At 71.2% G+C, this 21,667-nt stretch carries 16 protein-coding genes; 9 read left to right on the forward strand and 7 right to left on the reverse strand.

What is annotated here, in order from left to right; all coding sequences use genetic code 11:
• Positions 1 to 153 precede the first annotated feature (153 nt).
• Both AB0N31_RS30080 and AB0N31_RS30085 read left to right on the forward strand, forming a co-directional pair.
• Positions 154 to 3,588, forward strand: a complete 3,435-nt coding sequence (locus AB0N31_RS30080; protein WP_366061604.1) for a trypsin-like peptidase domain-containing protein — start codon at positions 154 to 156, stop codon at positions 3,586 to 3,588.
• A gap of 171 nt (positions 3,589 to 3,759) precedes the next feature.
• Positions 3,760 to 4,710 (forward strand): bifunctional riboflavin kinase/FAD synthetase, encoded by a 951-nt coding sequence (locus tag AB0N31_RS30085; protein ID WP_366061605.1) that lies wholly within the window; start codon positions 3,760 to 3,762, stop codon positions 4,708 to 4,710.
• Between the two features lie 73 nt (positions 4,711 to 4,783).
• Here the strand turns inward: AB0N31_RS30085 and AB0N31_RS30090 are convergent, their stop codons facing one another.
• From AB0N31_RS30090 to eccE, 3 genes are all read right to left on the reverse strand, one after another.
• Positions 4,784 to 7,957 (reverse strand): SCO5717 family growth-regulating ATPase, encoded by a 3,174-nt coding sequence (locus AB0N31_RS30090; protein ID WP_366061606.1) that lies wholly within the window; start codon positions 7,955 to 7,957, stop codon positions 4,784 to 4,786.
• A gap of 337 nt (positions 7,958 to 8,294) precedes the next feature.
• A complete protein-coding gene (locus tag AB0N31_RS30095; RefSeq protein WP_366061607.1) occupies positions 8,295 to 9,059 on the reverse strand; it encodes a hypothetical protein in 765 nt (254 codons plus the stop codon).
• Positions 9,056 to 10,390, reverse strand: a complete 1,335-nt coding sequence (gene eccE / locus AB0N31_RS30100; protein ID WP_366061608.1) for a type VII secretion protein EccE — start codon at positions 10,388 to 10,390, stop codon at positions 9,056 to 9,058. The genes AB0N31_RS30095 and eccE overlap by 4 nt, the downstream gene beginning before the upstream one ends.
• A 198-nt stretch (positions 10,391 to 10,588) precedes the next feature.
• On the opposite strand from eccE, the gene eccB reads away from it, so the two are divergent.
• The 7 genes from eccB to AB0N31_RS30135 all read left to right on the forward strand — a co-directional run bounded on the left by eccB (position 10,589) and on the right by AB0N31_RS30135 (position 17,849).
• On the forward strand, positions 10,589 to 12,115 hold the full coding sequence (eccB, locus tag AB0N31_RS30105; protein WP_366061609.1) for a type VII secretion protein EccB: 1,527 nt from the start codon (positions 10,589 to 10,591) through the stop codon (positions 12,113 to 12,115).
• A gap of 47 nt (positions 12,116 to 12,162) precedes the next feature.
• Complete coding sequence (gene mycP, locus AB0N31_RS30110; protein ID WP_366061632.1) at positions 12,163 to 13,368, forward strand: type VII secretion-associated serine protease mycosin; 1,206 nt, start codon at positions 12,163 to 12,165, stop codon at positions 13,366 to 13,368.
• Between the two features lie 216 nt (positions 13,369 to 13,584).
• Positions 13,585 to 14,019, forward strand: a complete 435-nt coding sequence (locus tag AB0N31_RS30115) for a hypothetical protein (protein WP_366061610.1) — start codon at positions 13,585 to 13,587, stop codon at positions 14,017 to 14,019.
• Positions 14,019 to 15,734, forward strand: a complete 1,716-nt coding sequence (locus AB0N31_RS30120; RefSeq protein ID WP_366061611.1) for a hypothetical protein — start codon at positions 14,019 to 14,021, stop codon at positions 15,732 to 15,734. The genes AB0N31_RS30115 and AB0N31_RS30120 overlap by 1 nt, the downstream gene beginning before the upstream one ends.
• A 201-nt stretch (positions 15,735 to 15,935) precedes the next feature.
• Positions 15,936 to 17,036: a S8 family serine peptidase gene (locus AB0N31_RS30125; protein WP_366061612.1), complete on the forward strand. Its 1,101-nt coding sequence runs from the start codon at positions 15,936 to 15,938 to the stop codon at positions 17,034 to 17,036.
• A gap of 93 nt (positions 17,037 to 17,129) precedes the next feature.
• The gene (locus AB0N31_RS30130) at positions 17,130 to 17,468 is read left to right on the forward strand and encodes a WXG100 family type VII secretion target (protein WP_366061613.1); all 339 of its coding nucleotides are present in this window, start codon (positions 17,130 to 17,132) and stop codon (positions 17,466 to 17,468) included.
• Positions 17,469 to 17,546: 78 nt separating this feature from the next.
• Positions 17,547 to 17,849 carry a WXG100 family type VII secretion target gene (locus tag AB0N31_RS30135; RefSeq protein ID WP_366061614.1) on the forward strand — a complete coding sequence of 101 codons (303 nt, stop codon included), beginning with the start codon at positions 17,547 to 17,549 and terminating at the stop codon, positions 17,847 to 17,849.
• Between the two features lie 76 nt (positions 17,850 to 17,925).
• Here AB0N31_RS30135 and AB0N31_RS30140 read toward each other — a convergent pair whose 3' ends face one another.
• The 4 genes from AB0N31_RS30140 to AB0N31_RS30155 all read right to left on the reverse strand — a co-directional run bounded on the left by AB0N31_RS30140 (position 17,926) and on the right by AB0N31_RS30155 (position 21,625).
• Positions 17,926 to 18,489, reverse strand: a complete 564-nt coding sequence (locus tag AB0N31_RS30140) for a hypothetical protein (protein ID WP_366061615.1) — start codon at positions 18,487 to 18,489, stop codon at positions 17,926 to 17,928.
• 20 nt (positions 18,490 to 18,509) lie between these two features.
• Positions 18,510 to 20,813, reverse strand: coding sequence for a DUF6571 family protein (locus AB0N31_RS30145; protein WP_366061616.1), 2,304 nt, complete (start codon positions 20,811 to 20,813; stop codon positions 18,510 to 18,512).
• Positions 20,813 to 21,334, reverse strand: a complete 522-nt coding sequence (locus AB0N31_RS30150; protein ID WP_366061617.1) for a hypothetical protein — start codon at positions 21,332 to 21,334, stop codon at positions 20,813 to 20,815. Before AB0N31_RS30150 ends, AB0N31_RS30145 begins: the two co-directional genes overlap by 1 nt.
• Positions 21,335 to 21,403: 69 nt before the next feature.
• Complete coding sequence (locus AB0N31_RS30155; protein WP_366061618.1) at positions 21,404 to 21,625, reverse strand: hypothetical protein; 222 nt, start codon at positions 21,623 to 21,625, stop codon at positions 21,404 to 21,406.
• Positions 21,626 to 21,667: the final 42 nt, after the last annotated feature.

The raw sequence follows: 21,667 nt of genomic DNA on the forward strand, positions 1-21,667 counted from the left end.
CGGACGAGCCCCGTTCATTCACCCGTCCGGGCGGGCGCTCGGAGTGAACCGAGGGAGTGCACGGGGGCGCGTTCGTGTCGCGGCCTGTCCTGCCGATCACCGCGCGCCTACCGTCGACCAGAGGGCACGCGGGCGGGGCGGGGAGGTACGGCGATGGCGGGACGGGGCCCGCGCACCGGCGACGGCCGCGACACACCGCGGTACGGCTTTCGGGCGGCGCACGAGGACGCCCCGCGCGCCTTCCCCGAACCCTCGCCGGTCCGCGTCCAGGACCTCGCCGGCCGCCTCCGCGGCACCGGCTTCCTGGCCGACCACCACGGCACCGTCGTCACCAGCCACGAGGCCGTCGACGGCCTGACCCGTCTCGTCCTGTTCGGCGCCGGCGACCGCGGCTGCGTCGTCACCGCCGACGAGGTCACCCCGCTGCCGGAACTGGACCTGGCCCTCGTCCGCACCCGGGGCCTCGACGCGGCCCCCCTGCCGGTCACCGTGCGCGAGGGTGTCGACAGCGGCACCTACGTCCGGCTGGCCGCCGGCTGCTGGCGCGAGGCGCGGGTGCTGACGGCGACCTCCGTGACGTACACGGCCACGGACCGCTTCCACCGCCTCGCGCACTGCCTGGAGCTGGCCATCGGCACGGCGGGGCGGGACGCGCTGCGGCTCGGCGGGGGCGCGGCCGGCGGGCCCGTGCTCGACGCGGCGACCGGCGCCGTCGTCGCCGTCCTGGGCACCGCCCTGCGCTCCGACCACCACGACACCGGTTTCGCCGTCCCCCTGCGCCCCGGCCCGCCGGACGGCCCCCTCGCCGACCTCCTCGCCCGCAACGCCGCCACCGTCCCCGCCTACGGCGCCGACCTCAACCTGGCGGGCGTCCTCGAGCTCGCGGCCACCTCCGTCGGCTCCGACGGACCGCCCGCCCGCCCCCACGCCGCCGTCGAACGCGCCCTGCCCGCCCAGGAGTTCGCCGCCTTCGACGAGAGCGGGGCCGCCGTCCTCGCCCTCGTCGGCGCCCCCGGCAGCGGCCGTACTACCGAACTCGCGGCCCTCGTCGGCCGGCGCGCCCGGGGCCCGGAACCGGCGCCCACGCTGTGGCTGCGCGGCGCCGACCTGCGGGAGACGGACCGCTCCGTCGCCGACGCGGCCCGTCGCGCGCTGACCCGCGCCGCCCGGATCCTCGCCGCGTCCCGCCCGGTCCCCGCCCTCGACGACCTGACCCCGGAGCGGCTCGCCCACCTCGCCCGCGCCGCCGGCCGCCCGATGCTGCTCCTCCTCGACGGCCCCGAGGAGATGCCGCCCCTCCTCGCCCACCGCCTCTCCGAGTGGACCGGGGGCACCGTCGGCTGGCTGCGGGAGACCGGAGCCCGGCTGGTGATGGCGTGCCGGGCGGAGTACTGGGAGCAGGCGGGCCCGCACTTCCCGGCGGGCGTGCTGCACGGCCGCGCGGACCGGGACCTGCCGCCGCGCGTCCCGCTCGAAGACCTCACCGGGGCCGAGGCCGAGGAGGCCCGTGCCCTGCTCGGCGTCCCGGACACCGCCCTCGCGGGCCTCGACGCCCGGCATCCCCTCACCCTCCGCCTGTACGCGGAGGTCCGCGCCGCCCTCCCCGACACCGGCCCCACCACGCCCGTCGGACGCGACGACGTCTTCGCCGCCCACCTCGACCTGCTGTGCCTGCGGATCGCGGTCCGGCTGGCCGCGGAGAACGGCGTGCGCGGTACCGCCGTACGCCTGCTCGCCGCGAAGGTGGCCGGACAGGTCCACGAGGCGGCCCGGCGCAGTCTCGGGCCGGGCCAGGGCGAACTGGACCGGGCCTCGTTCGAGGCGGTGTTCCCGTGGGGGCCCGCGCCCGCCCGGCTCGGCGGCGGAACCGGCTGGGCGTCCGCCGTTCTCGCCGAAGGGCTCCTGGTGCCCGCCGGCGGCGGCTACCGCTTCGCCCACGAGGAACTCGCCGACTGGCTCCAGGGCCTCCACCTCGACCTGGACGAGGCCCTGCGCGTCCTCGTCCACCGCCCGCGCACTGCCGACGGCACCCACCCGCTGCCCGTCCCGCACCACCGCATCGGCCCCGTCGTCCAGGCGCTGCTGCACCTCGGCCGGCAACAGGGCGCCCGGCAACTCGGCTTCCGCCTGACGGAGTTGACCCACGTGCTGGAGGCCGACCCGGAGTCCTGGTGGGCCGCCCGGCTGCTCGCCGAGACCCTGCCGCGCGTCCCGGACGCGACCCCGTACGCCGGCGTCCTGCGGCTCCTGGCCGACCTCGTCGTCAGCCGGTGCGACCGGCCGGACCGGCCGGCCAGGTTCGACCCGGCCTTCTGGGCAGCCCTGCCGCTCCCGGCCGGCCTCCGCCTCGACCTCCTGCGCCGGCTGGTCCTCACGGACCCGGCCCCGGACGCCGAGGACGTACCCCGCCACCTCGACGTCGTCGCCCGGCTGCTCGCCGACGACGCCACCGCCGTACAGCCGCTGCTCGCGCTCTGGTTCGACGACGAGCGGCCGCTTCCCGCGACACCGCACGCCACCGTGGCGACGGCCGCGCAGGCCCTGCTGCACACCCACCGGCACCGCGGCCTGGACGGCCTCACCGAGGTCCTCGTGGACCGCGCGCACCCGCGCGCCGACGAACTCCTCGCCGTGCTCGCCGAGGAGGAACCCTCCGCGCTGTGCCGGGCCGTGGACCGGTGGGCGCACGACGAGCGACCGCAGCGGAGGGCCGCGGCGATGGCGCACGGGCAGCGCGCGGCGGCACGCGCGCGTACCCGCCCCGACCGCGACCTGCTGCGGTACGCCGCCCTCGCCGTCCTCTCCCGCCCCACCGACCGGGACCTCCACGGCGCCGCGCTCGCCCTCCTCGTACGCGACCCCGAGGCCCGCGGCCGGCATCTGCCGCGCGCCCTGGAGCGGTTCGCGCGGGACGATCCGACACTGCCCCCGAGCGCCCTGCTCACCGCCCTCGCCACCCATCCGGAACCGGTCCTCGACGCCTGCCGCGCCCGGCTGGACGGGCCCGGCACGGACACCGGGCCCCTGTTGCGTGCCCTGGTCGACGCCACCACGCCCGCCCTGGCCCGCCGGGTGGCCCCGCTCCTGCGCGAGGTGCTGAAGCGGCGCCCGGAGGCCGTCGGCCACCTCGCCGCGTGTCTCGACGAGCGCCTCGACCTCGGACAGCCCGCCCCGGCCGTGCTGTTTCCCCTGGTCACCGGGTTGCTGGACGGCGGCTCCGAGACCGTGCGGGCCGCCTTGGGCGGTGTCCTGGCCGGACCCGGCGCCCTCCGCCGGGAACTGCTGGACCTCCTGCTCGCCCACGAACACGACATCACCGTCCTGGACGCCGTACTGCACGCGGCAGGCCGGCTCAGCGGTCCGGACCTGCGCGTCCTCGTCCACCGCACCGGCCTCCTGCTCGGCCGCACTCCGGAGGGCGCCGCCCGCTTCGACCGCGGCCTGGTCGACCTGGCCCGCCACACCCCCGGCTTCGCCGCACAGCTCGCGGGCTGGCTCGCCGGACAGCCGGCGCAGTGGGCGACGCTGGTCGGCCCGGCCGCCCGCCGCACGATCGAGCACCTGGCGGGTGGGCGGGTCCCCGTCTGATCAGGGGCCGCGCCGGACGGTCCGAGGCAGTGGGGCGAGTCACAGCGCCCAAGCCCGATGCGGGCCGGAGACGCCCGGCATGGCACCCTTAGAGCTGCGTACGCGGTCAACGGAACACACGAACACACCACCACACGACAAACACGGACACAGGTTCGAGGAGCGGTCACAGTGCAGCGCTGGCGTGGCTTGGAGGACATCCCCCAGGACTGGGGGCGCAGCGTCGTCACCATCGGCTCTTACGACGGCGTCCACCGCGGACACCAGCTGATCATCCGGCACGCGGTGGACCGTGCCCGCGAGCTGGACGTGCCCTGCGTCGTCGTCACCTTCGACCCGCACCCCAGCGAGGTCGTGCGCCCCGGCAGCCACCCGCCGCTGCTCGCCCCGCACCACCGCCGCGCCGAGCTGATGGCGGACCTGGGCGTGGACGCGGTCCTCGTCCTCCCCTTCACCACGGAGTTCTCGAAGCTGTCCCCCGCCGACTTCGTCGTCAAGGTCCTGGTCGACAAGCTGCACGCCAAGGCGGTCGTCGAGGGTCCCAACTTCCGCTTCGGCCACAAGGCCGCGGGTGACGTCGAGTTCCTCACCGAGCAGGGCAAGGTCTACGACTTCGAGGTCGAGGTCGTCGACCTGTTCGTCTGCGGCGACGCGGGCGGCGGCGAGCCGTTCTCCTCGACGCTGACCCGGCGCCTGGTCGCCGAGGGCGACGTGGAGGGCGCCGCGGAGATCCTGGGCCGGCCGCACCGCGTCGAGGGCGTGGTCGTGCGGGGCGCGCAGCGCGGCCGGGAACTCGGCTTCCCCACGGCGAACGTCGAGACCCTCCCGCACACCGCGATCCCGGCCGACGGCGTCTACGCCGGCTGGCTGCACGTGGGCGACGAGGCGATGCCGGCCGCCATCTCCGTCGGGACCAACCCGCAGTTCGACGGCACCGAGCGCACGGTGGAGGCGTACGCCATCGACCGCGTCGGCCTCGACCTGTACGGCCTTCACGTGGCCGTCGACTTCCTGGCCTTCGTCCGCGGCCAGGCGAAGTTCGAGTCCCTGGAAGGGCTGCTCGAGCAGATGGCGGTGGACGTGAAGCGCTGCCGGGAGCTGGTGGCGGAGGCGGGCCGGTAGCAGCCCGCCTGCTCCTACGACGGCGAAGGGCGGCCGGTGTCATCGGACACCGGCCGCCCTTCTTCCGTCGCCGCTACCGCTGCGGGGGCGGCGGGGGCGGGGGAGGGGTCTGGCCGTCCGGGCCCTGGGGGTGGGGCGGGTAGGCAGGCTGCTGGTGCTGCTGGTCGTGGTGCGGATAGGACTGACCGGGCTGCGGCGGCTGCTGCTGGTACGGCTGTTGCGGCTGGCCGTACGGCGGCGGGCTCTGCGGCGGCTGGCTCTGCGGGGGATGGGGCGCGGCGGGATACGGCTGGCCGGGCTGCGGCTGCGGCTGCGGCTGCTGCTGGGCCTGGTACTGGTACTGGTAGGGCTGGGGCTGACCCGGCAGGGGCGGGGCGGCGACCGGCGGCGGGTTGCCGTCGTTGGTCCACAGGCCGTGCATCTGCTGGTGCCGGACGAAGTCCTCCGCGACCAGCGCCGCGAGGTTGAAGTACGACTCCCGCACCTTCGGCCGCATCATGTCGAGGTCGACCTCGGCACCGGCGGCGAGGTGCTCGTCGAACGGCACCACGACGACACCCCGGCACCGCGTCTCGAAGTGACTGACGATGTCCTCCACCTTGATCATCTTGCCGGTCTCGCGGACGCCGGAGATGACGGTGAGGGACCGCGAGACCAGCTCGGCGTACCCGTGCGCGGACAGCCAGTCCAGCGTCGTGCTGGCGCTGCTCGCGCCGTCCACCGACGGCGTCGAGATGATGATGAGCTGGTCCGCGAGGTCGAGCACCCCGCGCATGGCGCTGTAGAGCAGACCGGTGCCCGAGTCGGTGAGGATGATCGGGTACTGCTTGCCCAGGACGTCGATCGCGCGCCGGTAGTCCTCGTCGTTGAACGTCGTGGAGACGGCCGGGTCGACGTCGTTGGCGATGATCTCCAGACCGGAGGCGGCCTGCGAGGTGAACCGCCGGATGTCCATGTAGGAGTTGAGGTACGGGATCGCCTGGACGAGGTCACGGATCGTGGCCCCGGTCTCGCGCCGCACCCGGCGGCCGAGCGTGCCGGCGTCGGGGTTGGCGTCGATCGCGAGGATCTTGTCCTGCCGCTCGGTGGCGAGGGTCGATCCGAGCGCGGTGGTCGTCGTCGTCTTGCCGACGCCGCCCTTGAGGCTGATGACCGCGATGCGGTAGCAGGACAGCACCGGGGTCCGGATCAGCTCCAGCTTCCGCTGCCGCTCGGCCTCCTCCTTCTTGCCACCGATCCTGAAACGGCCGCCGCCGGCCGTCGGACGGCTGCTCTTCGCCTTCTGCTTCTTGTTGTTGAGCAGTCGGTCGGAGGACAGCTCGACGGCCGCGGTGTAACCCAGCGGCGCGGCACCGGGGTTGACCGGCTGCCGCTGATCGTGCTGGATCGGCTGCGGCCAGGCGGCCCCGGCACGGGGGTCCACGGGGGCCTGGGGAGGCTGGGGCGCGGGAGCCCCCTGCGGCGGCTGGGCCGCCTGTGCCGCGTGCGGCGGCTGCCCGGGGAAACCCTGGGGAGAGCCCGGCGGGAACCCCTGGGGCGGGGTGGCCTGGGGGTGGCCGTCCGCCTGGTGGGGGATACCGGACTGGGCCTGAGGGGGCTGGGGCGCCTGCGGCGCTTGCGGTGTCTGCGGTGCGGCGGGGGCTGGCGCAGCCGGAGCCGGGGCCGGGGGCTGTGGGAAGCCGTAGCCGACGGGGGCGGCCGGCGCCTGCGGGGCGGTCTGTGCCTGCGGGGCAGGAGGGGCCGGGACCTGGTGGGGGCCGGGCGCGGGCGGTTCCGTGGCGGCCTGGACCTGCTGGGGGAAGCCGTAACCACCGGGAGCGGCGGGGGGCGTGGGAGCCGGAGGCTGCGGGAAGCCGTAGCCCGGCTGTGAGCTGGGTGCCGGAGGCTGCGGGAAGCCGTACCCGGCCTGCGCGTCGGGTGCGGGCGGGGTGCCCGGCTGCTGCTGGGCGGCAGGGGCGGGCGGCTGGGGGAAGCCGTACCCGGCCGGGGGGTTGGGCGCGGGGGCCGGAGACTGCGGGAAGCCGTGACCGCCCTGCGCGTCGGGCATGGGCTGGGGGCTCGGCTGCTGCGCGGCGGTGGGCTGCGGGAAGCCGTACGCCGGCTGGGGCGCGGGCTCCGCCGTCGGTGCGGCGGGCGGCGCGGGCGGTCGAGCCTGAGGCTGGGCGGGCGGCTGCGGAGCCGCCGGGACCGGTGCGGGGGCGGGCGGCTGTGGTTGCGGCTGAGCCGGCCACTCGGCCGCCGGGGCGGGCGCGGCGGGCTGGTACGACGGCGGCAGCGGCGGCAGCCCGCTCTGCGGGGCCGGCGGGGGAGTCCAGGCGGGCGGAGCGACCGGCTGGGCGTCCTGCGGAGCGGCCGCGTCCGCGGCGGTCGGCGGCTCGGCCCCCGCCGGGGCGTCCGACTCGGCGGCGGGCACGTCGTCCGCCGACTCCGCGTCGGCGGAATCCCCGGTCACGGCGGACCCGTCCGCGGAGGCCGCATCGTCCCCGGCGGTCGGTCCGGCGTCCTGCCGGACCCCGTCCGCCGCGTCGGAGACAGCGCCCTCGGACGCCGCTTCGCCGGACCCGGCCTCGGCGTCCGTCCCCTCGGCCTCCGCCCCGGAGGGAGAAGTCTCGCGGACCTCGTCGCGCGCGGCCCCGGCGTCACCCGCGGCGTCCGCCCCGGCCGTGCTGCCGACCGTCGGGTGCGCCGTCTCGGCCCGCTCCGCGAGCTGCCGCTTCAGGGCGACCGCCGAGAAGCGCATGGTCGCGCCGCTCTCGAGATCGCCGTTCCCGGAACCGTCCTCTTCCCCGGCGGCGGGTGCCTCGGGCGGCGGCTGCTGCGGCTCGAACCCGGCCTCCGCCGGCAGTCGGGGCACGGCGACCGGCTCACCGACGGGAGCCGAGGAGGCCACGGGCGGCGCGTACGGCGCCCCGGCCCCGGCCGCCGGTTCGGACGCGGGCGCGGTCGCAGACGGTGTGACCGGTGCGGGCGCAGGCGGTGTGACCGGTGCGGGCGCAGGCGGCGCGTACGGCGCCCCGGACGTCACGTTCGGGTGGGCCGGCGGAGCCGACCCACCGGCACCCGCGGCCGATCCGGTGCCCGACTCGGTGTCCGACCCCGAGTCGCCCGCAGCGTTCTGCGTGTACCAAGCGGGCGGCGCGTAGTCGATGGTGAACTCGCCCGTCGTCTCGATGGCGGACTCCGCGTCGGTCTGGTCATCGCCGGGTGTGGCCCAGCCCCCGCGCATCCCGTCCCGATCGCTGCTCACAGTTCCTCCTGGTGTGGTCGAGCACCCTCAAGCCGTGCCGGGGCGACCGTTTCTCGTCGTACGCGGTGGTCCGAGGCCGTCTGGGGTCGTCCTGAGTGCCGGCTTCCCCCGGGACGCCGACGCCCACCCCACGATTTCCGGCATCGCGCCCGGCACCAGCCTAATCATCGGATGCCCCGCCCAGGCAGGCCCGCCCACCCTCGGCACCAGTCCATCACGTCACCGGCCTCCCGACGAGTGACCTCGCGTGCGTCATGCCCCAACAAAACGGCCATAACGCCGCAACTGCCGTACGTGACAGCCGGAAAGAGGGAAACCGGGGAAGCCGCGGACCGGCTCAGTCCATACGCCGGGGTGTGCCCAGCAGCCCGATCTCCGCGTCCGTGGGCTGCGTCATCACGTACTGCCGGTCGCGGTCGGCGCACCACAGGGTGAAGCCGTCGGCGAGCGTCGGCAGGGCCTCCACGTCCGCGCGCGGCAGCGCCAACGCGCGGCCCAGCTCCGCCGACTCGTCCGGCGAGATCCGCTGCACGCCGACGAGCCTGGCCTGCCGCAGCAGCCGGGGGGCGACCGGGGAGAGGTACGGCAGCAGGGTGAGCACGGCCTGCCAGGGCCCGGAGGCGACGCGTCCGCGCGGCGGGCGCATCCCGCAGTCCCGCACCACCAGCACCGGGGTGCCTGCCGACGCGCCCTGCGGGGGCACCCGGCCGACCTCGTACACCGCCAGGCCGTTCTGCCCGCCGCCCATGGCGTGCACCATCTGCGCCCACGCCTGCGGCCGGCCCGTCTCCACGGCCACCCGCGCTCCGGTGGCCGCCGCCCTGAGCGCGAGCACCTGCGCGGTCCACAGGCCTCCGATCAGGACGACGTCGTACGGCGTGGGCCGGTTGATGCCCAGGACGGCGGGCCGGCCCTCGGCGTCCACCCCGATGACGACGCCGTCGTCCCCGATCGGCAGCGCCAGCGCGCCCAGTTGATCCATGGACACCGAGTGCCGCCCGTGCCGCGGACCGATCAGCCCGAAGCCGGCGCGCGGCAACCGGTGTCCCGGGGCGCCGGGAGAAGGCTCGGGTGCGCCGCTGCGTGCCGTCGTCGCCGTCATCGAACACCTCCGAGGGGCAGCGTGGCCAGGATGCCGGGCACCTGTTCGCGGTCGAGGCGGGCGAGCCCCGCGCCGGTGTGCCGGGCCGCGCCCTCCACCGCACGCCTGGCCGCCACGAGTTCGTCGTCACTGCGTCCCGTCACCCGGACGTGCCCGCTCAGGGACACCTCCTGCCGCTCGCCGCGCGCGAGGGTGAGGCTGAAGGTCGTCGCCAGCGCCGGAACGGCGGTGACCAGGGCGACGAACTGGGGCAGCGACGGACCGCCGCCACCGCCCAGCGCGGGCCACCGGCGCACCCAGTACGTCGTGTGCCGCCGGTTGTCGCACCGCCAGCTCCGGCCGGACTCCTCGGTGCGCCGGTCCACCGCCCCGGTCCGCCCGGCCTCCGCCGTCACCAGCGGGTTGGCGCACACCGAGGTGGCGAGGGCGGCCGTCAGCCCCTCCTCGTCGAGCACGGTTGCCCGGAACCCGGCGCCGGTCAGCCGGCTCGCCAGATGGTCGGCCGCCCGTACGACACACTTCTGCGCGCCGACGAGACCGCCGCCGCGCGCGGCGACGGCCTCCGGGCACAGCTCCGGATCCAGCTTCAACGCGATCCACGTGATGCGCACCGCCGGTGCGCCGGTCTGCTCCTGCAGCGGCGCGTAGTTGGCGACGGCCACGGACTGGCGCGGCAGGTGCAGCGCGGGCGCGGGCTGGGTGTGCAGCACGATCTGCGCGGACTCCAGACGGATGCCGTCCACGTCGAGCGCGTCGTGCACCAGGGCGAGCGGCAGCGGCTGCCGGCTGCGCTCGGCCCGCAGCGCGGTCGCGTCCGCCTCGACCTGGAGCACGGCGGTGACGAACGTGCCGTCGCCGACGATCCCGACGGGCCGCCGGTCACGGCTGCCGTACTCGTAGGTGCGCAGGCTCGGGTCGCACTCCAGGGCCGGGGCGAACCCCGGCTCGGTCCCGGGCGGTATCTCCAGCTTGGCGGCCTGCCGGCGGCGCACCTTCAGCGCCCGCGCGGTGGCCAGCCACTCCGGGAGGGAACGGCCCCGCCGGCGCGCCACCGAGAGCACCACCAGCACCGCCGCGACGACACCGGCCACGCCCAGGGCCACCGGGCCGATCGCCCAGCCGACCAACAGGACGGCGGCCGCTGTCTCCCACAGAACGAGGCGTTGCAGCCGGAATGCCCCGGCGGCCCCCGAACGCACCTTGAGATGGAGCGCTCCCGAGGCCCCCGACGCCGCCGACCGCTGCGACGCCTGCGGCGGCTGCGGTCCGGACGCCGAGGAGCCCCGCGTCCGCGACCGGCCACCGGAGCGCACGCGCGTTCCCGAAGCCATCACTCCATCTCCCCGTTCTGCTCACGACTCGCCCGTAAATCAGCACCCCACAGGGCACTTGACGGCCCGGGAACCCTACCCGCTCCCCAAGTCCCCGCGGATACCAGGCATAGTAGGGGGCCGCTCCGACATCGGGGGCGGGGGACCGCGTCACCCGCGCGTGCGGCCCGGACGGAAAACGGGGAGAGACACAGACAGATGGCATCCCGGCGCGATCAGCTCAATGCCTACACCTTCGCGAAGCGCCGCATGCTCGCGGCCTTCCTGCAGTCTTCGCCCGACGGTTCGGAGGAGGGAGCGCCGCGACCCCTGCGGTCCGTCCTGCCGGGCATCGTCGTCGGAGTGATCGTCATGGCGGTCTTCGGGGCGTGGGGCATGTTCAAGCCGACCGCGCCCAAGGGCTGGGACGAACCCAACGCCAAGGTGATCGTCGCCAGCAAGTCCACGACGCGGTACGTCGTCCTGAAGACCGACGGCCAGGTCCAGCTCCACCCCGTCCTCAACATGGCCTCCGCCAAACTGCTCCTCGCCGACGGCCGGGGCGACGTCGTGACCGTCGCCGAGTCCGTCCTCGACAACGGCAAGATCCCGCACGGCGTCACCATCGGCATCCCGTACGCGCCCGACCGGCTGCCCCCGGCGTCCGAGGCGGGCACCGGCAAGCGCTGGGTGGTCTGCGAGCGTCCGGGCGCGGGCGGCGACGGCTCCGTCCAGAAGGCCGCGCTGGTGCTCTCCTCGCGCGACATGAAGCTCACCGACGGCAAGGGCCGCCTGCACGGTGGCCAACTGCTCTACGTGGCCGACCCGGACGGCAAGCGGTACGTCGTGGACGCGAGCGGCGCCGTCTACCCCGTCGACAAGAGCGACGAACTGCTGCTGCGCGCCGTGGTCGGCTCCGGCCGGGAGCCCCAGCGGGTCTCCGCGGAGTGGCTGGCCACCCTCCACCCGGGCGACGCGATCACCTTCCCGGCGGTCACCGGGCAGCCGGGCGCGGCGGCTGGGGCGCCGGGGCAGCTGGACGCGTCGGTCAACAAGGTCGGCATGGTCCTCAAGGCGTTCGACAACAACACGGAGCAGTACTACGTGGTGCTGCCCGGCCGGGTCGCCCCGGTCTCCGCCTTCATCGCCCAACTGCTGCTGTTCAGCGAGGAACTGGCCCCCCTCGGCCAGGCCGGGCAGGCTCACGAGGTCAGCCCCGGCGCGATCGTGCCGGGCCAGGCGTTCGGCACCGAGCACGACTGGCCCACCGGGGACCCGGTGCCCGTCAACGAGGCGTCGGCCGCCTCCGGCAGCCGCAGCACGATCTGCAACGTCCTGCGCGACGTGGACGCCGGCTCGGGCGCCACCACCCTCAGCACCTGGGTGGGCACGGACTACCCGGCCAAGCTGCCCACCGGAGCCTCCAGCGCCTACGTCACCCCCGGTTCCGGCCAGCTCTACCGCCAGTTCCAGGGCGAGCAGACCAAGACCGGCCCGGTGTTCCTCGTCACCGACACGGGCCTGCGCTACGTCCTCCAGTCCAACGCCGACAGCGCCACGGACGACGCCGGGATCGGCACCACGGCCAAGGAACGCGAGCAGCTCCAGCGCGAGGCGCAGCAGGCCCAGAACCGGCTCGGCTACAAGGACGTGGACCCGGCGCCGATCCCCGCCGCCTGGTCGGAGTTCCTGCCGACGGGCCCGCGCCTGTCGACGGCCGCGGCACGCCAGCCGCAGGGCTCGTGAGGAGGCGGACGACAGTGCTTCGTACGACGCTGGCGGCGGCCGCGACGCTGCTGACGACGGCCACGGTCCTCGCACCCCCCGCCGGGGCGGCCGGCGAACTGCCCTACTCCGACCAGTGCAGCTTCCCCAACGGCCTGTATCCGGGCCGCCCCTGGTCCCTCCAGCGCGTCCTCCTGGACGAACTGTGGAGCCAGTCCAAGGGCGAAGGCGTGCGGGTGGCGGTCGTCGACACCGGCGTGGACGTGAAGAACCCGCAGCTCACCGGCGCGGTCGACGCCAAGAGCGGCCGCAACCTCCTGCCGAAGAACCTCAAGGACGAGAACGGCGACCCGATCGAGCGGGGCGCCGAGAACGGCACGACCGACACCGTCGGGCACGGCACCAAGGTCGCCGGCATCATCGCGGCCCGCCCCGTCGGCGGCACCGGCTTCGTGGGCCTCGCACCCGAGGCCACGATCATCCCGATCCAGCAGAACGACGCGGAGGGCCACGGCGACACGGGCACCCTGGCCGACGCGATCCGCTACGCCGTCCAGGCCAAGGCCCAGGTCATCAACATCTCCCAGGACACCTCCCAGGCGGCCCGGCCCGACTCCGACCTCGAGAAGGCGATCGACGAGGCGCTGGCCCAGAAGATCGTGGTCGTGGCCTCGGCCGGCAACGACGGCGTCGGCGGCAACACCAAGAAGACCTACCCGGCGTCCTACGAGGGCGTCCTCGCGGTCGCCGCCTCGGACCGCAACAACGAACGCGCCTCGTTCTCGCAGTCCGGCGACTTCGTCGGCGTGGCGGCCCCCGGCGTCGACATGATCTCCACGGTCCCGCAGGGCGGCCACTGCTCCGACAACGGCACGAGCTTCTCGGCGCCGTACGTCGCGGGCGTGGCGGCCCTGATCAAGGCCAAGCACCCCGACTGGACCGCCGGCCAGGTCGTCGCCCAGATCGAGCAGACCGCCGAGCGCACGATCGCCGGCCACGACCGCCTGGTCGGCTGGGGCGTCGTCGACCCGGTCCGCGCCCTGACGGAGGACGACCACCCGATCGAGTCCCCCAGCCCCCAGGACGGCCTCACCCGGGCCAAGGCCCCGACGGCCGCGAAGTTCCAGGTGGGCGAGACCCCCGACGAACGCAACGCCCGCCTCGCCACGTACGTGGCCGTGGCCGCGGCGGTCCTCGTCGCGGGCCTCGGAGGCACGGCGGTGGCGATCCGCGACGCACGGCGCCGGGCACGGAGGGTCGCGGGGGCGGAGTAGAGGCAATGCCGGTCGCCGACTGCCTTGTGCGGACCGCCGGTTGCCGCCTGTGGAGGATCGGTGAAGCCCCGGCGGGTAGTAGCAGAGCTGTTTCATATGACAGTTGGGGCTGTCGGTGGAAGTCATTACAGTGGACATGTTGCGGTCATGAACACCTGGGGAGCGAGGGCTGCTCAGGGCAGCCGCTGACAACGGGGAACGGGGAGGGAAGGCTTCATGCTTCCTGCAGACATGGGCGGTGGTGCCGCCGACGTACGGCGTGGCCTGATGGCGCTTTCGACGTTCAAGAAGCGCGTGGACGACCTGCTGACCGCCTTCGAGGACTCGGCGGGCGGCTCGTCCAAGGTCGCGGCGCACAGCCTGTCGGAGACCGCTTTCGGGACGGGCAACTTCCCGGAAGCGAAGACACTTCACCTGGAGTACGAGCGCGTCCACGAGCGCATCACGACGCTCTCCAAGTCGCTCGGCCTCCAGCTCGAGGCGATGCAGATCGCCGTCCACGGCGTGGACGTCACCTTCGACAACCTCGAGGACGACCTGCGCTACCGGTTCCACCAGATCCGGACCGAGGTCAACCGGGACCGCACCGAGATGCTCGACGAGCACCTCAAGCGCGACAACAAGGCCGACCACACGGACGCGGGGTACTGATGAGCGGCGGCGACAAGAAGCCCGACCACTACCAGGCCGAACGCCAGGACGCGGCCCAGCAGAACTCCACCGTGGACACCGTCCGGAACGTGGCCGCCGCGGTCAGCCCGTTCTACAGCGGCGGCCACGTGAACTTCGGCAAGACCAGCTTCGAGGGCTACGACCTCAACGAGATGATCGACATCGTGGAGTCGGCGAGCCCGGAGACGCTGGAGAGCGCGGCCAAGGCCCTCGTCGACGCCCGGGACGCCATCAACGAGGCCGCCGACGAACTCAGCCGCAACCTCGGCGCCGTCGACTGGGAGGGCGAGGCCCACACCGCGTTCTACACCTGGGGCACCGACCTGACCACTACGGCTCAGGCACTCGCCGATTACGCCGACCAGGTGGGCACCCAGATCCTGGCGGCAGGTTCCGGCCTCGCCTCCGTACGCAAGTCCATGCCACCGCGCGACACCCGCACCGACCGCAAGACGGTCGACGACTTCCCGACGCCCGCGCAGGTCGACTCCAACAAGGACTACGCGGCAGCGGTCAAGGCCGAGAAGGACCGCCAAGAGGCGATCAACCAGATGTACCGACTGGCGTCGTTCTACACGGTGTCGAGCGGGATGATGCAGCTGGCGGAGGAGCCGGTGTTTCCTAAGATGCCGGATGTGGGGGTGCCTCCTCCGCCGCCGGGTTATGAGAAGCCGGACGACCCGAAGAAGCGTCCCTATTCCCTTTCCACTGCAATTGACCCTGGAGCTACCAAGAGTCATCACTCGGAGACCATTGGGGTAGAGCGACCGCGTACAGAGGAATTGCCGTCGTCCCACAAGAGCGTAGAGCGCTCTGTCGAGTCTCCCGAACGGCACGTGGGTACGGAGATTGACAGTGTCGGTACGTTGTTGCCTCAGGACACGACAAAGCCAACAGTTGTCACGCCGCCCTCGACGGCAGGTCCTAACGGAACTCCGACTGGAACGCATCCTTCCTTTGTCCCTGCTGGCATTCCTCCAACCCTCCGCGGGCAAGCCGGGCGTACGTCGGGTTTTGGAGGCGTGCCAGTAAGCAAGCTTCCCAACTCGGCCCAAGGGCGTGTCGGTGGTGTGCCGGGTGCTATCGGTGCAGGGCGTACAGGAACCGGCCCGATGGGACCGGCCGGACGTGCGTCCGGCCCAGGCCAGGCAGGCGGTCGTGGCGGGGTTCCTATGGGACGCGGCGTTGTCGGCGGGGTACCGAAAGCCGTGGGGCAGGAAGCCGGACGTACCGGGGGCGTTCCCCGGGGCCCGGTCAACGGCATGGGGGCCATGAACCCCGGGCGCCCCAGCTCCGGACGCTCCGGTGCCGGACGTACCGGTGACGGGGTCGTCGGCGGAAGGCCTGTCACGGGCGGTGCCTTCGGCACCAACCGTTCCAGATTGCCGCGTGGCACTGTCGTCGGTGGTGAGGGTGCGCCGGCCTCGCGCGCCACGGGCGAGAGGCCCGGTCAGCGTGGGGTGATCGGTAAGCCAGGCCCGACGGGTGCGGGCTCGGGGCAGGCCGCGCGCCGCCCTGCCGCCAGCACTGAGGGTGTAGTCGGAACACCCAAGGGCCGAACTCCCGCAAACAGGAACAGTGGAAACGAGTCCGGTGGTCCGGGCGTGGCACGTGGTGCTGTGCGCAACCAGAGTTCCAGTAAGAAACGTTCGCGCCGAGACGAGCGACGCGATGACGCGTCGTCGACCGACTGACCGACAAGAGCGAGGACAGGCAGAGGCATGATGGCAGGGATCAGCTGGCGCGGCGGCCGGAGCGCGTCTTTCGCGGGGCGGAACAGGAGACGGGTGTCCACCGTCTGTTCCGCACTCGGGGCTTTGGCAGTCCTCTCGGCTGGTCTGGCTCCGAGTGCATTGGCCGCTGACGTTCAGTCACAGCAGTGGTACCTGTCGGCGATGAAGACCGAGGAAATGTGGAAGGTGAGTACCGGCAAGGGCGTCAAGGTTGCCGTTGTTGATTCGGGGGTCAACCCGAACACGCCTTCACTGAAGGGACAGGTACTTACTGACGAGGTGCCGAAAGCTGTCGGCTACAAGGCGACTGAAGACTACCTGGGCCACGGGACGAGCATGGCGGAACTGATCGCCGGAACAGGTGCTCGTGGTGGCCTGAAGGGCCTTGCTCCAGGAGCGAAGATTGTTCCTTACCGAATTGCGCTCAGAGGTCTAAATGATGAAGAAGAGAAGAAGAAATCGCCTGATCCTGCGGTAGTGGTCCGGGCTATTGCCGACAGTGACGCCAAGATTATCAGTATGTCCTTCGGTATTGACGTCGATAACCCTGTTATGAAAGCGGCGATCGGGTACGCTCACTCCAAAGGGAAGTTGATGATCGCCAGCACGGGAAATGATGCGGAAGGGAAAAATTTCATTGGGTACCCGGCTGCCTACCCCTATGTAGTCGGCGTCGCCGCTTCGGATGAGTCTGGAAAAGTCGGGAAGTTCTCGGAACACGGCAACTACGTCGACCTGGCGGCCCCAGGTCTCGACGTACCCACCTGGTGCGACGAGACCTTCCGCTCCTACTGCGACGACAGCATCGGAACGAGTTTGGCCACCGCCATCACCTCCGCCTCCGCCGCCCTCATCTGGTCCGCCCATCCCGACTGGACGGCCAACCAGGTCCTCGCCAGCCTGATCGACACCGCCGGCCGTGACTGGGCGAAGGACGATCCGAGTACGTACCTCGGATACGGACTGATCCGTCCCCGCAAGGTGCTGGAGAACAAGAACTTCGATCCCGGCGCGGCCGACACCGATCCGCTGGCCAAGGAGAACGCTGCGGGCGTAACCGGAGACGCACCGGCCCCCCCCTCCGCATCAACCTCGTCACAGCCCTCGAAAAACCCTTCAGGCGGCCGGACTTCGGCGGCAGGATCAAGCGCGGACTCCTCCGACGACAACACCACGATGTGGGTCACCCTCGGAGCCGCGGCGGCCGTGCTGGTGATCGGCGGTGGCGCCTTCGCGGTGGTGCGTTCACGGCGCGGCGCATGACGAGCGACGTACCACGACCAGCCACACACAACCGTTCTGGTGCGGAAACGCACGCAGAAACGAACCACAACTCATACGAAAAGGGGTGCCGAAATGGTCGACCGCAAGCTTAATGACGGCGACGTACAGAAGCTCCAGACGGAAGTCATCGACCGGTACGACAACATCCGGGCCTCGCTGGCGAAGCTGCAGGGCACGATCGACATGATCGAGAAGGCCTGGACGGGTCAGGGCGCCAACGCGTTCAACACCAAGCAGACGGAGATCAACGGCCACATGGTCGCGATCGGCAAGATGCTCGACGACTTCCTCGAGGGCATCCACATGAACAAGACCGACAAGCGCAACCTCGAGGACCAGATCGAGGCCGACCTCAAGCAGATCTCGGTCGAGGACCTGGGCGGGAAGACGTCGGCGCTGAACAGCTACTGACGGGTCGATGGCGGTACTGAGCCACACCGTTGTCCGGGCTGAGCAGTCCGGCGGGAACCTTCAAGGAGACGAGGAAACATGACCGGAGCCCACTACGACGACCTTGCCGTCACGTACGGCACCATGGACGCGCTCGCCACCGAACTCGGCGACCAGGCCAAGAAGCTCGAGGAGGACCTCGAAGCCCTGCGGCAGGCCGTGCTCAACGTGTCCGCGGGCTGGGGCGGCGAGGCGTTCCAGACGTTCCAGGGCAAGAGCGAGGAGTGGAACAAGCACGCGCGTGGCATTCACACCGCGCTGGTCCAGATCTCGCAGAAGGTTCACACCGCCGGCGGCGACTACCGCGGCGGCGACCTGAAGGGCGCGAGCTACTTCCAGTAGGCGAGCGCGTAGACACGGCACCAGGGTGGGCACGCACGGGAGGTGCCCACCCTTTCGTGTGTCAGAGGTAGGAGCTTCAGCGCGTGGCACCTGTTCTGCACTCGTCCGACTCCTCGACCTCCTTGGTGAAGGAGACGATGAGGTGCTTCATCGCCTCCGGGTCGCGGTGCTTGGAGCCCGAAGCTTGGATCACCGCGTAAAGTTCCTGCTTGTACTTCGTGTCGAGGCAACCGCGGGTCTTACCGAATGCTTCATGTCCCGAGTATTGAAAGCGCCCCGAGTCCGCCGATCGGTCGGGAGTGTCGAACGACTGACGGGCTGCAACGAAGGCCGTTGTCTTGCCCTCTTCGACCCACATCTGCACCGTGGTCACGATCAGCACGCCGTCAACGATGACCTGGCAACCCTTGGTGCCCGGGTAGGATCGGTCTTTGACGGTGATTTTTTGCCCTGCTGGAAGAAAGGGAGCGAGGGCCTCACTGTCGACAGCCGTGCCGCACAGGGTATGCGGGATCGCATAGTCGCGATTCTTTTCTTCGCCACCACACCCCGTGAGCAGAAGGGTGAGCGCTGTCAGGACGGCTGCGGAGAAAGAGATCGGTCTTCCCGGAGTCACTCGGCGACAATTCATCAGCTTCATTCTCTCGATGCTCTACGGGATCAGAAATCCGTCATGCTGCCCGGAGCTGCTCCTTCGACAATGCTCCGGGAATTAATATAACCTTGCTCCGCGGCCTTGCGTGCAATCATTCCTGCGTCGCCGACGTCTGCCGATTTGTACTTCTCTGCTGCTGCGCGTGCTCCGTCCTCCGCAATTGCTCCATTTCTCACCTGGCCCTCCTGCCAGAACTGTCCACCGTCCTTTCGCGCGTTCTCCAGGGCGTGGCCCTCGGCGTCCTGGAATACCGATTCAAGGACGACGCTGGTGACCGTTCCCGCTGTTCCGCCGGCCAACGCTCCGACCCACGGCGTCGCGACGAATGATGTGCCTACACCGACAGCGGTTCCGATCCCGCCAGAGATCCAGTTCTTTCGCTGGGCCACCGATTGTTCATAGGATTTGTCCTTGTCCGAGGCCTCTGAACCGATAGCCTCTCGAACGCCCAAATTGAGAGTGCCGGACACCTCGCCCGAGTTCGATGCGATCTGTTCGATGACGAGCTCGTTGTTGTCGGAGACTCGCTGACTTTCGTTGAGGTTGGGATCCAAGTGGTAGTCCATCAGTTTCCCCATGTACGCCTTCTGGCCAACCTCGACGGCAGCGTACCCCTCTTCGTTCTGGCCGACCGCGAAAAGGAGCTTGGTCACGTCTGTGTGCTGGAGTTTTGCTTCCGAACCAGCGACAGGGAACAGTTTTTCAATGTTGTGCCACTTGCCCTCCGGGTCGGAGTCCCTGGGCACGTTGCTCATGGCCCGGTTCATATCCGGCAAATATTCGGAGGTGATCTGACCGATGCTGTCGGACATGTATCCATACTTGGTCAGCCGCTCGGGATCGTCACCGATTGACGCTACGAGGCTCTCCATGAGTTTCGCCTGCCCCGCATTGTGCGCAGGCGTATCCACGGTAGGCGCTTCCCCGGCCGGATGCCCCGTAGTGGCCGCCTCCAGCGCCGCGGCCAGGTAGTTCCGCCCGGCGATGCTCTCCTCGCCCTTGTCGTCCTGGTCCTGGGGCCAGTCCCGCTCCTCGAAGAGGTAGTCGAAATTGCTCAGGGTCCGCCGGCCCTGCTTGCCGTCGCCGTCGGTGTCGTGGGTGAAGTCGTGGTCCTCGTCCTTGGTGACGAAAGTGCCGTTGAAGAACTCCGTGGCCGCGTCGGGGCTGTTGGAGAGAGCCTTGAGGTAGCCCGTCATCGGGTCCCAGCCGGAGTCGGTGCCCGTGCGGTTGAGTATGGGATCACCGCCGGTGCGGCCCCAGGCGCCGTGACGGCCGTTGCCCGTGAACTTCTTCTCCGTCTCGATCAGCTTGTCGCCGTAGTCGACGAGGAACCGGTCGTCGTAGTCACCCCACCGCATGAGGTTGGACATGACCTGGCCGCCGAGCGGGAAACCGCCGCTGCGGCCGACCGGCTTGTCGACGAGGTCGATCATGTTCGACTTCCACGTCGTCATGGCGGCGTTGTCGCTCTGCGTGGCCGTGGCGAGCGTGAGGCTCAGGTTCTTCTGAAGGTCGTCGTACTGGTCGAGCCGCGCCTGCCCGACCTTCCAGGCACTGTGCGGGTCGCTGAGGCCGGTCCAGAGGTCCAGGGTCCCCCGCGCACCCAGGCGGTCGGCGAAGCGTTCCGCGAACAGCTCGTCGCCGGCGTGGTTCTTCAGGCCCTTGTTGAGCCGGTCGAACTCCTCGGGCGACAGGTCCTCGGGTTTCTGCTTCGCCAGGGCCGCCAGTTCCTCGGCGTCCTTGAGCGCCTTGGCCGCGGAGTCCCGGTCGGAGTAGTCGACGTCCGAGAAACCCAGCTTGCTCCGGTCGGCGATGGCCGTCAGGACGCTGCCGGCCGTGGTGTCGCTCTCGGTGGCCTTGTCCAGGATTCCCTGGATCTCGTCGCGCAGCGCGGTGATGTCGCCCTTGTTGTCCTGGTCCTCCTGGGAGCGGCCCTCCGGCGGGACGTTCGTGGTGACCGTGAAGCCGCCCTCGTAGCCGATCACCGTGAGGTTCTTCCGCCGGCCACGTTCGATGGCGTCGGTCAGCTGCCCCTTGTAGAGCTTCAGCTCGTCCCGGGTGTCCGCGAGGATCTTGTGGATGGACGAGGCCTGGCTGTGCGCGTCGGTGAACTCACCGGCGGTCTTGCCGATGAACTCCCTGGACACGGTGGCGTTGTACCCCGCCCAGTCGGCCTTGTTCGCGGCGGCGTGGAGGCCCTTCTCGGCGGAGTCCATCAGCGTTTCCAGGTCACCGACCATCGTCGACCAGTCGTCGACGGCGTCGTCGAGCAGGGTGAAGTCGGCCGTGCGCAGGGCGTCGAGGTCCATCAGTCCTTCTTGCCCTTCTTGTCGTCCTTCTCGCCGTACACCGGGTTCGGTTCGCCCGGGGCACCGACGCGTTCGTCGAACCCCGCGTCCAACAGGTCGATGCTGCTCATCTGACGGCGGATGTAGTGGTCGTCCTCGGCGTGCAGTTTCTTCGTGAAGGTCATGTGGTTCGAGATGTGCGCGCACGCGTCCCGGAGGGACCCCAGCTGCTCGTCCCAGCGGAGCGCGACGTGCTGGAGCGCACTGCCCAGGGCGAACCCGTCACCGGTGAGCCTGGCGGCGGCGCTCTCACTGGTGGGAACCGCTCGACGCCCCTTGTCCCAGAGGTCGTTGTACAGATCGAACGCATGGCTGCCGATGTTCGCCAGGTCGGTCTGGCCCGCCCTCAGCTCGCCGTACTGACCGGGATCCGGCGCGGGACGCACCGGGCCGCTGCCCGGGTCCAGCTGGTTCAGCTGCATGTGGGGCGTGCCACCCGCGGCAGCCTCCGCCTTCAGCTGTTCCCATTCCTCCCACGCCATGCGTGAACACCTTTCGTCACGGTGGTTCCTGAGGGGACACGTGCGGCCCGTGGTCGTACCGGCCTCGTCTCACATCTCGGCGGCCAGTGAGAACGTCCAGATGGCCATGCCCATCATGAGCGCCGCACACAGGAAGGCCACGACCCGCTGCGACCGGTAGGCCGAGTCCGACGGCTCGTTCGCCGCCGGGTCCCGGAACCGCTTGGCCTGGAGGCGCCACCACAGCGCCCGCTGGTCGGCCGAGCCGAGCCCGGCCAGCACCACAGCCGGCAGGAGCAGGAAAATCCCCACACCGACCATCAGATACGTCCCTCCCGATGCTCAACACGACAC

The sequence above is a fragment of the Streptomyces sp. NPDC051051 genome (assembly GCF_040682975.1).
Classification (GTDB): Bacteria; Actinomycetota; Actinomycetes; order Streptomycetales; family Streptomycetaceae; genus Streptomyces.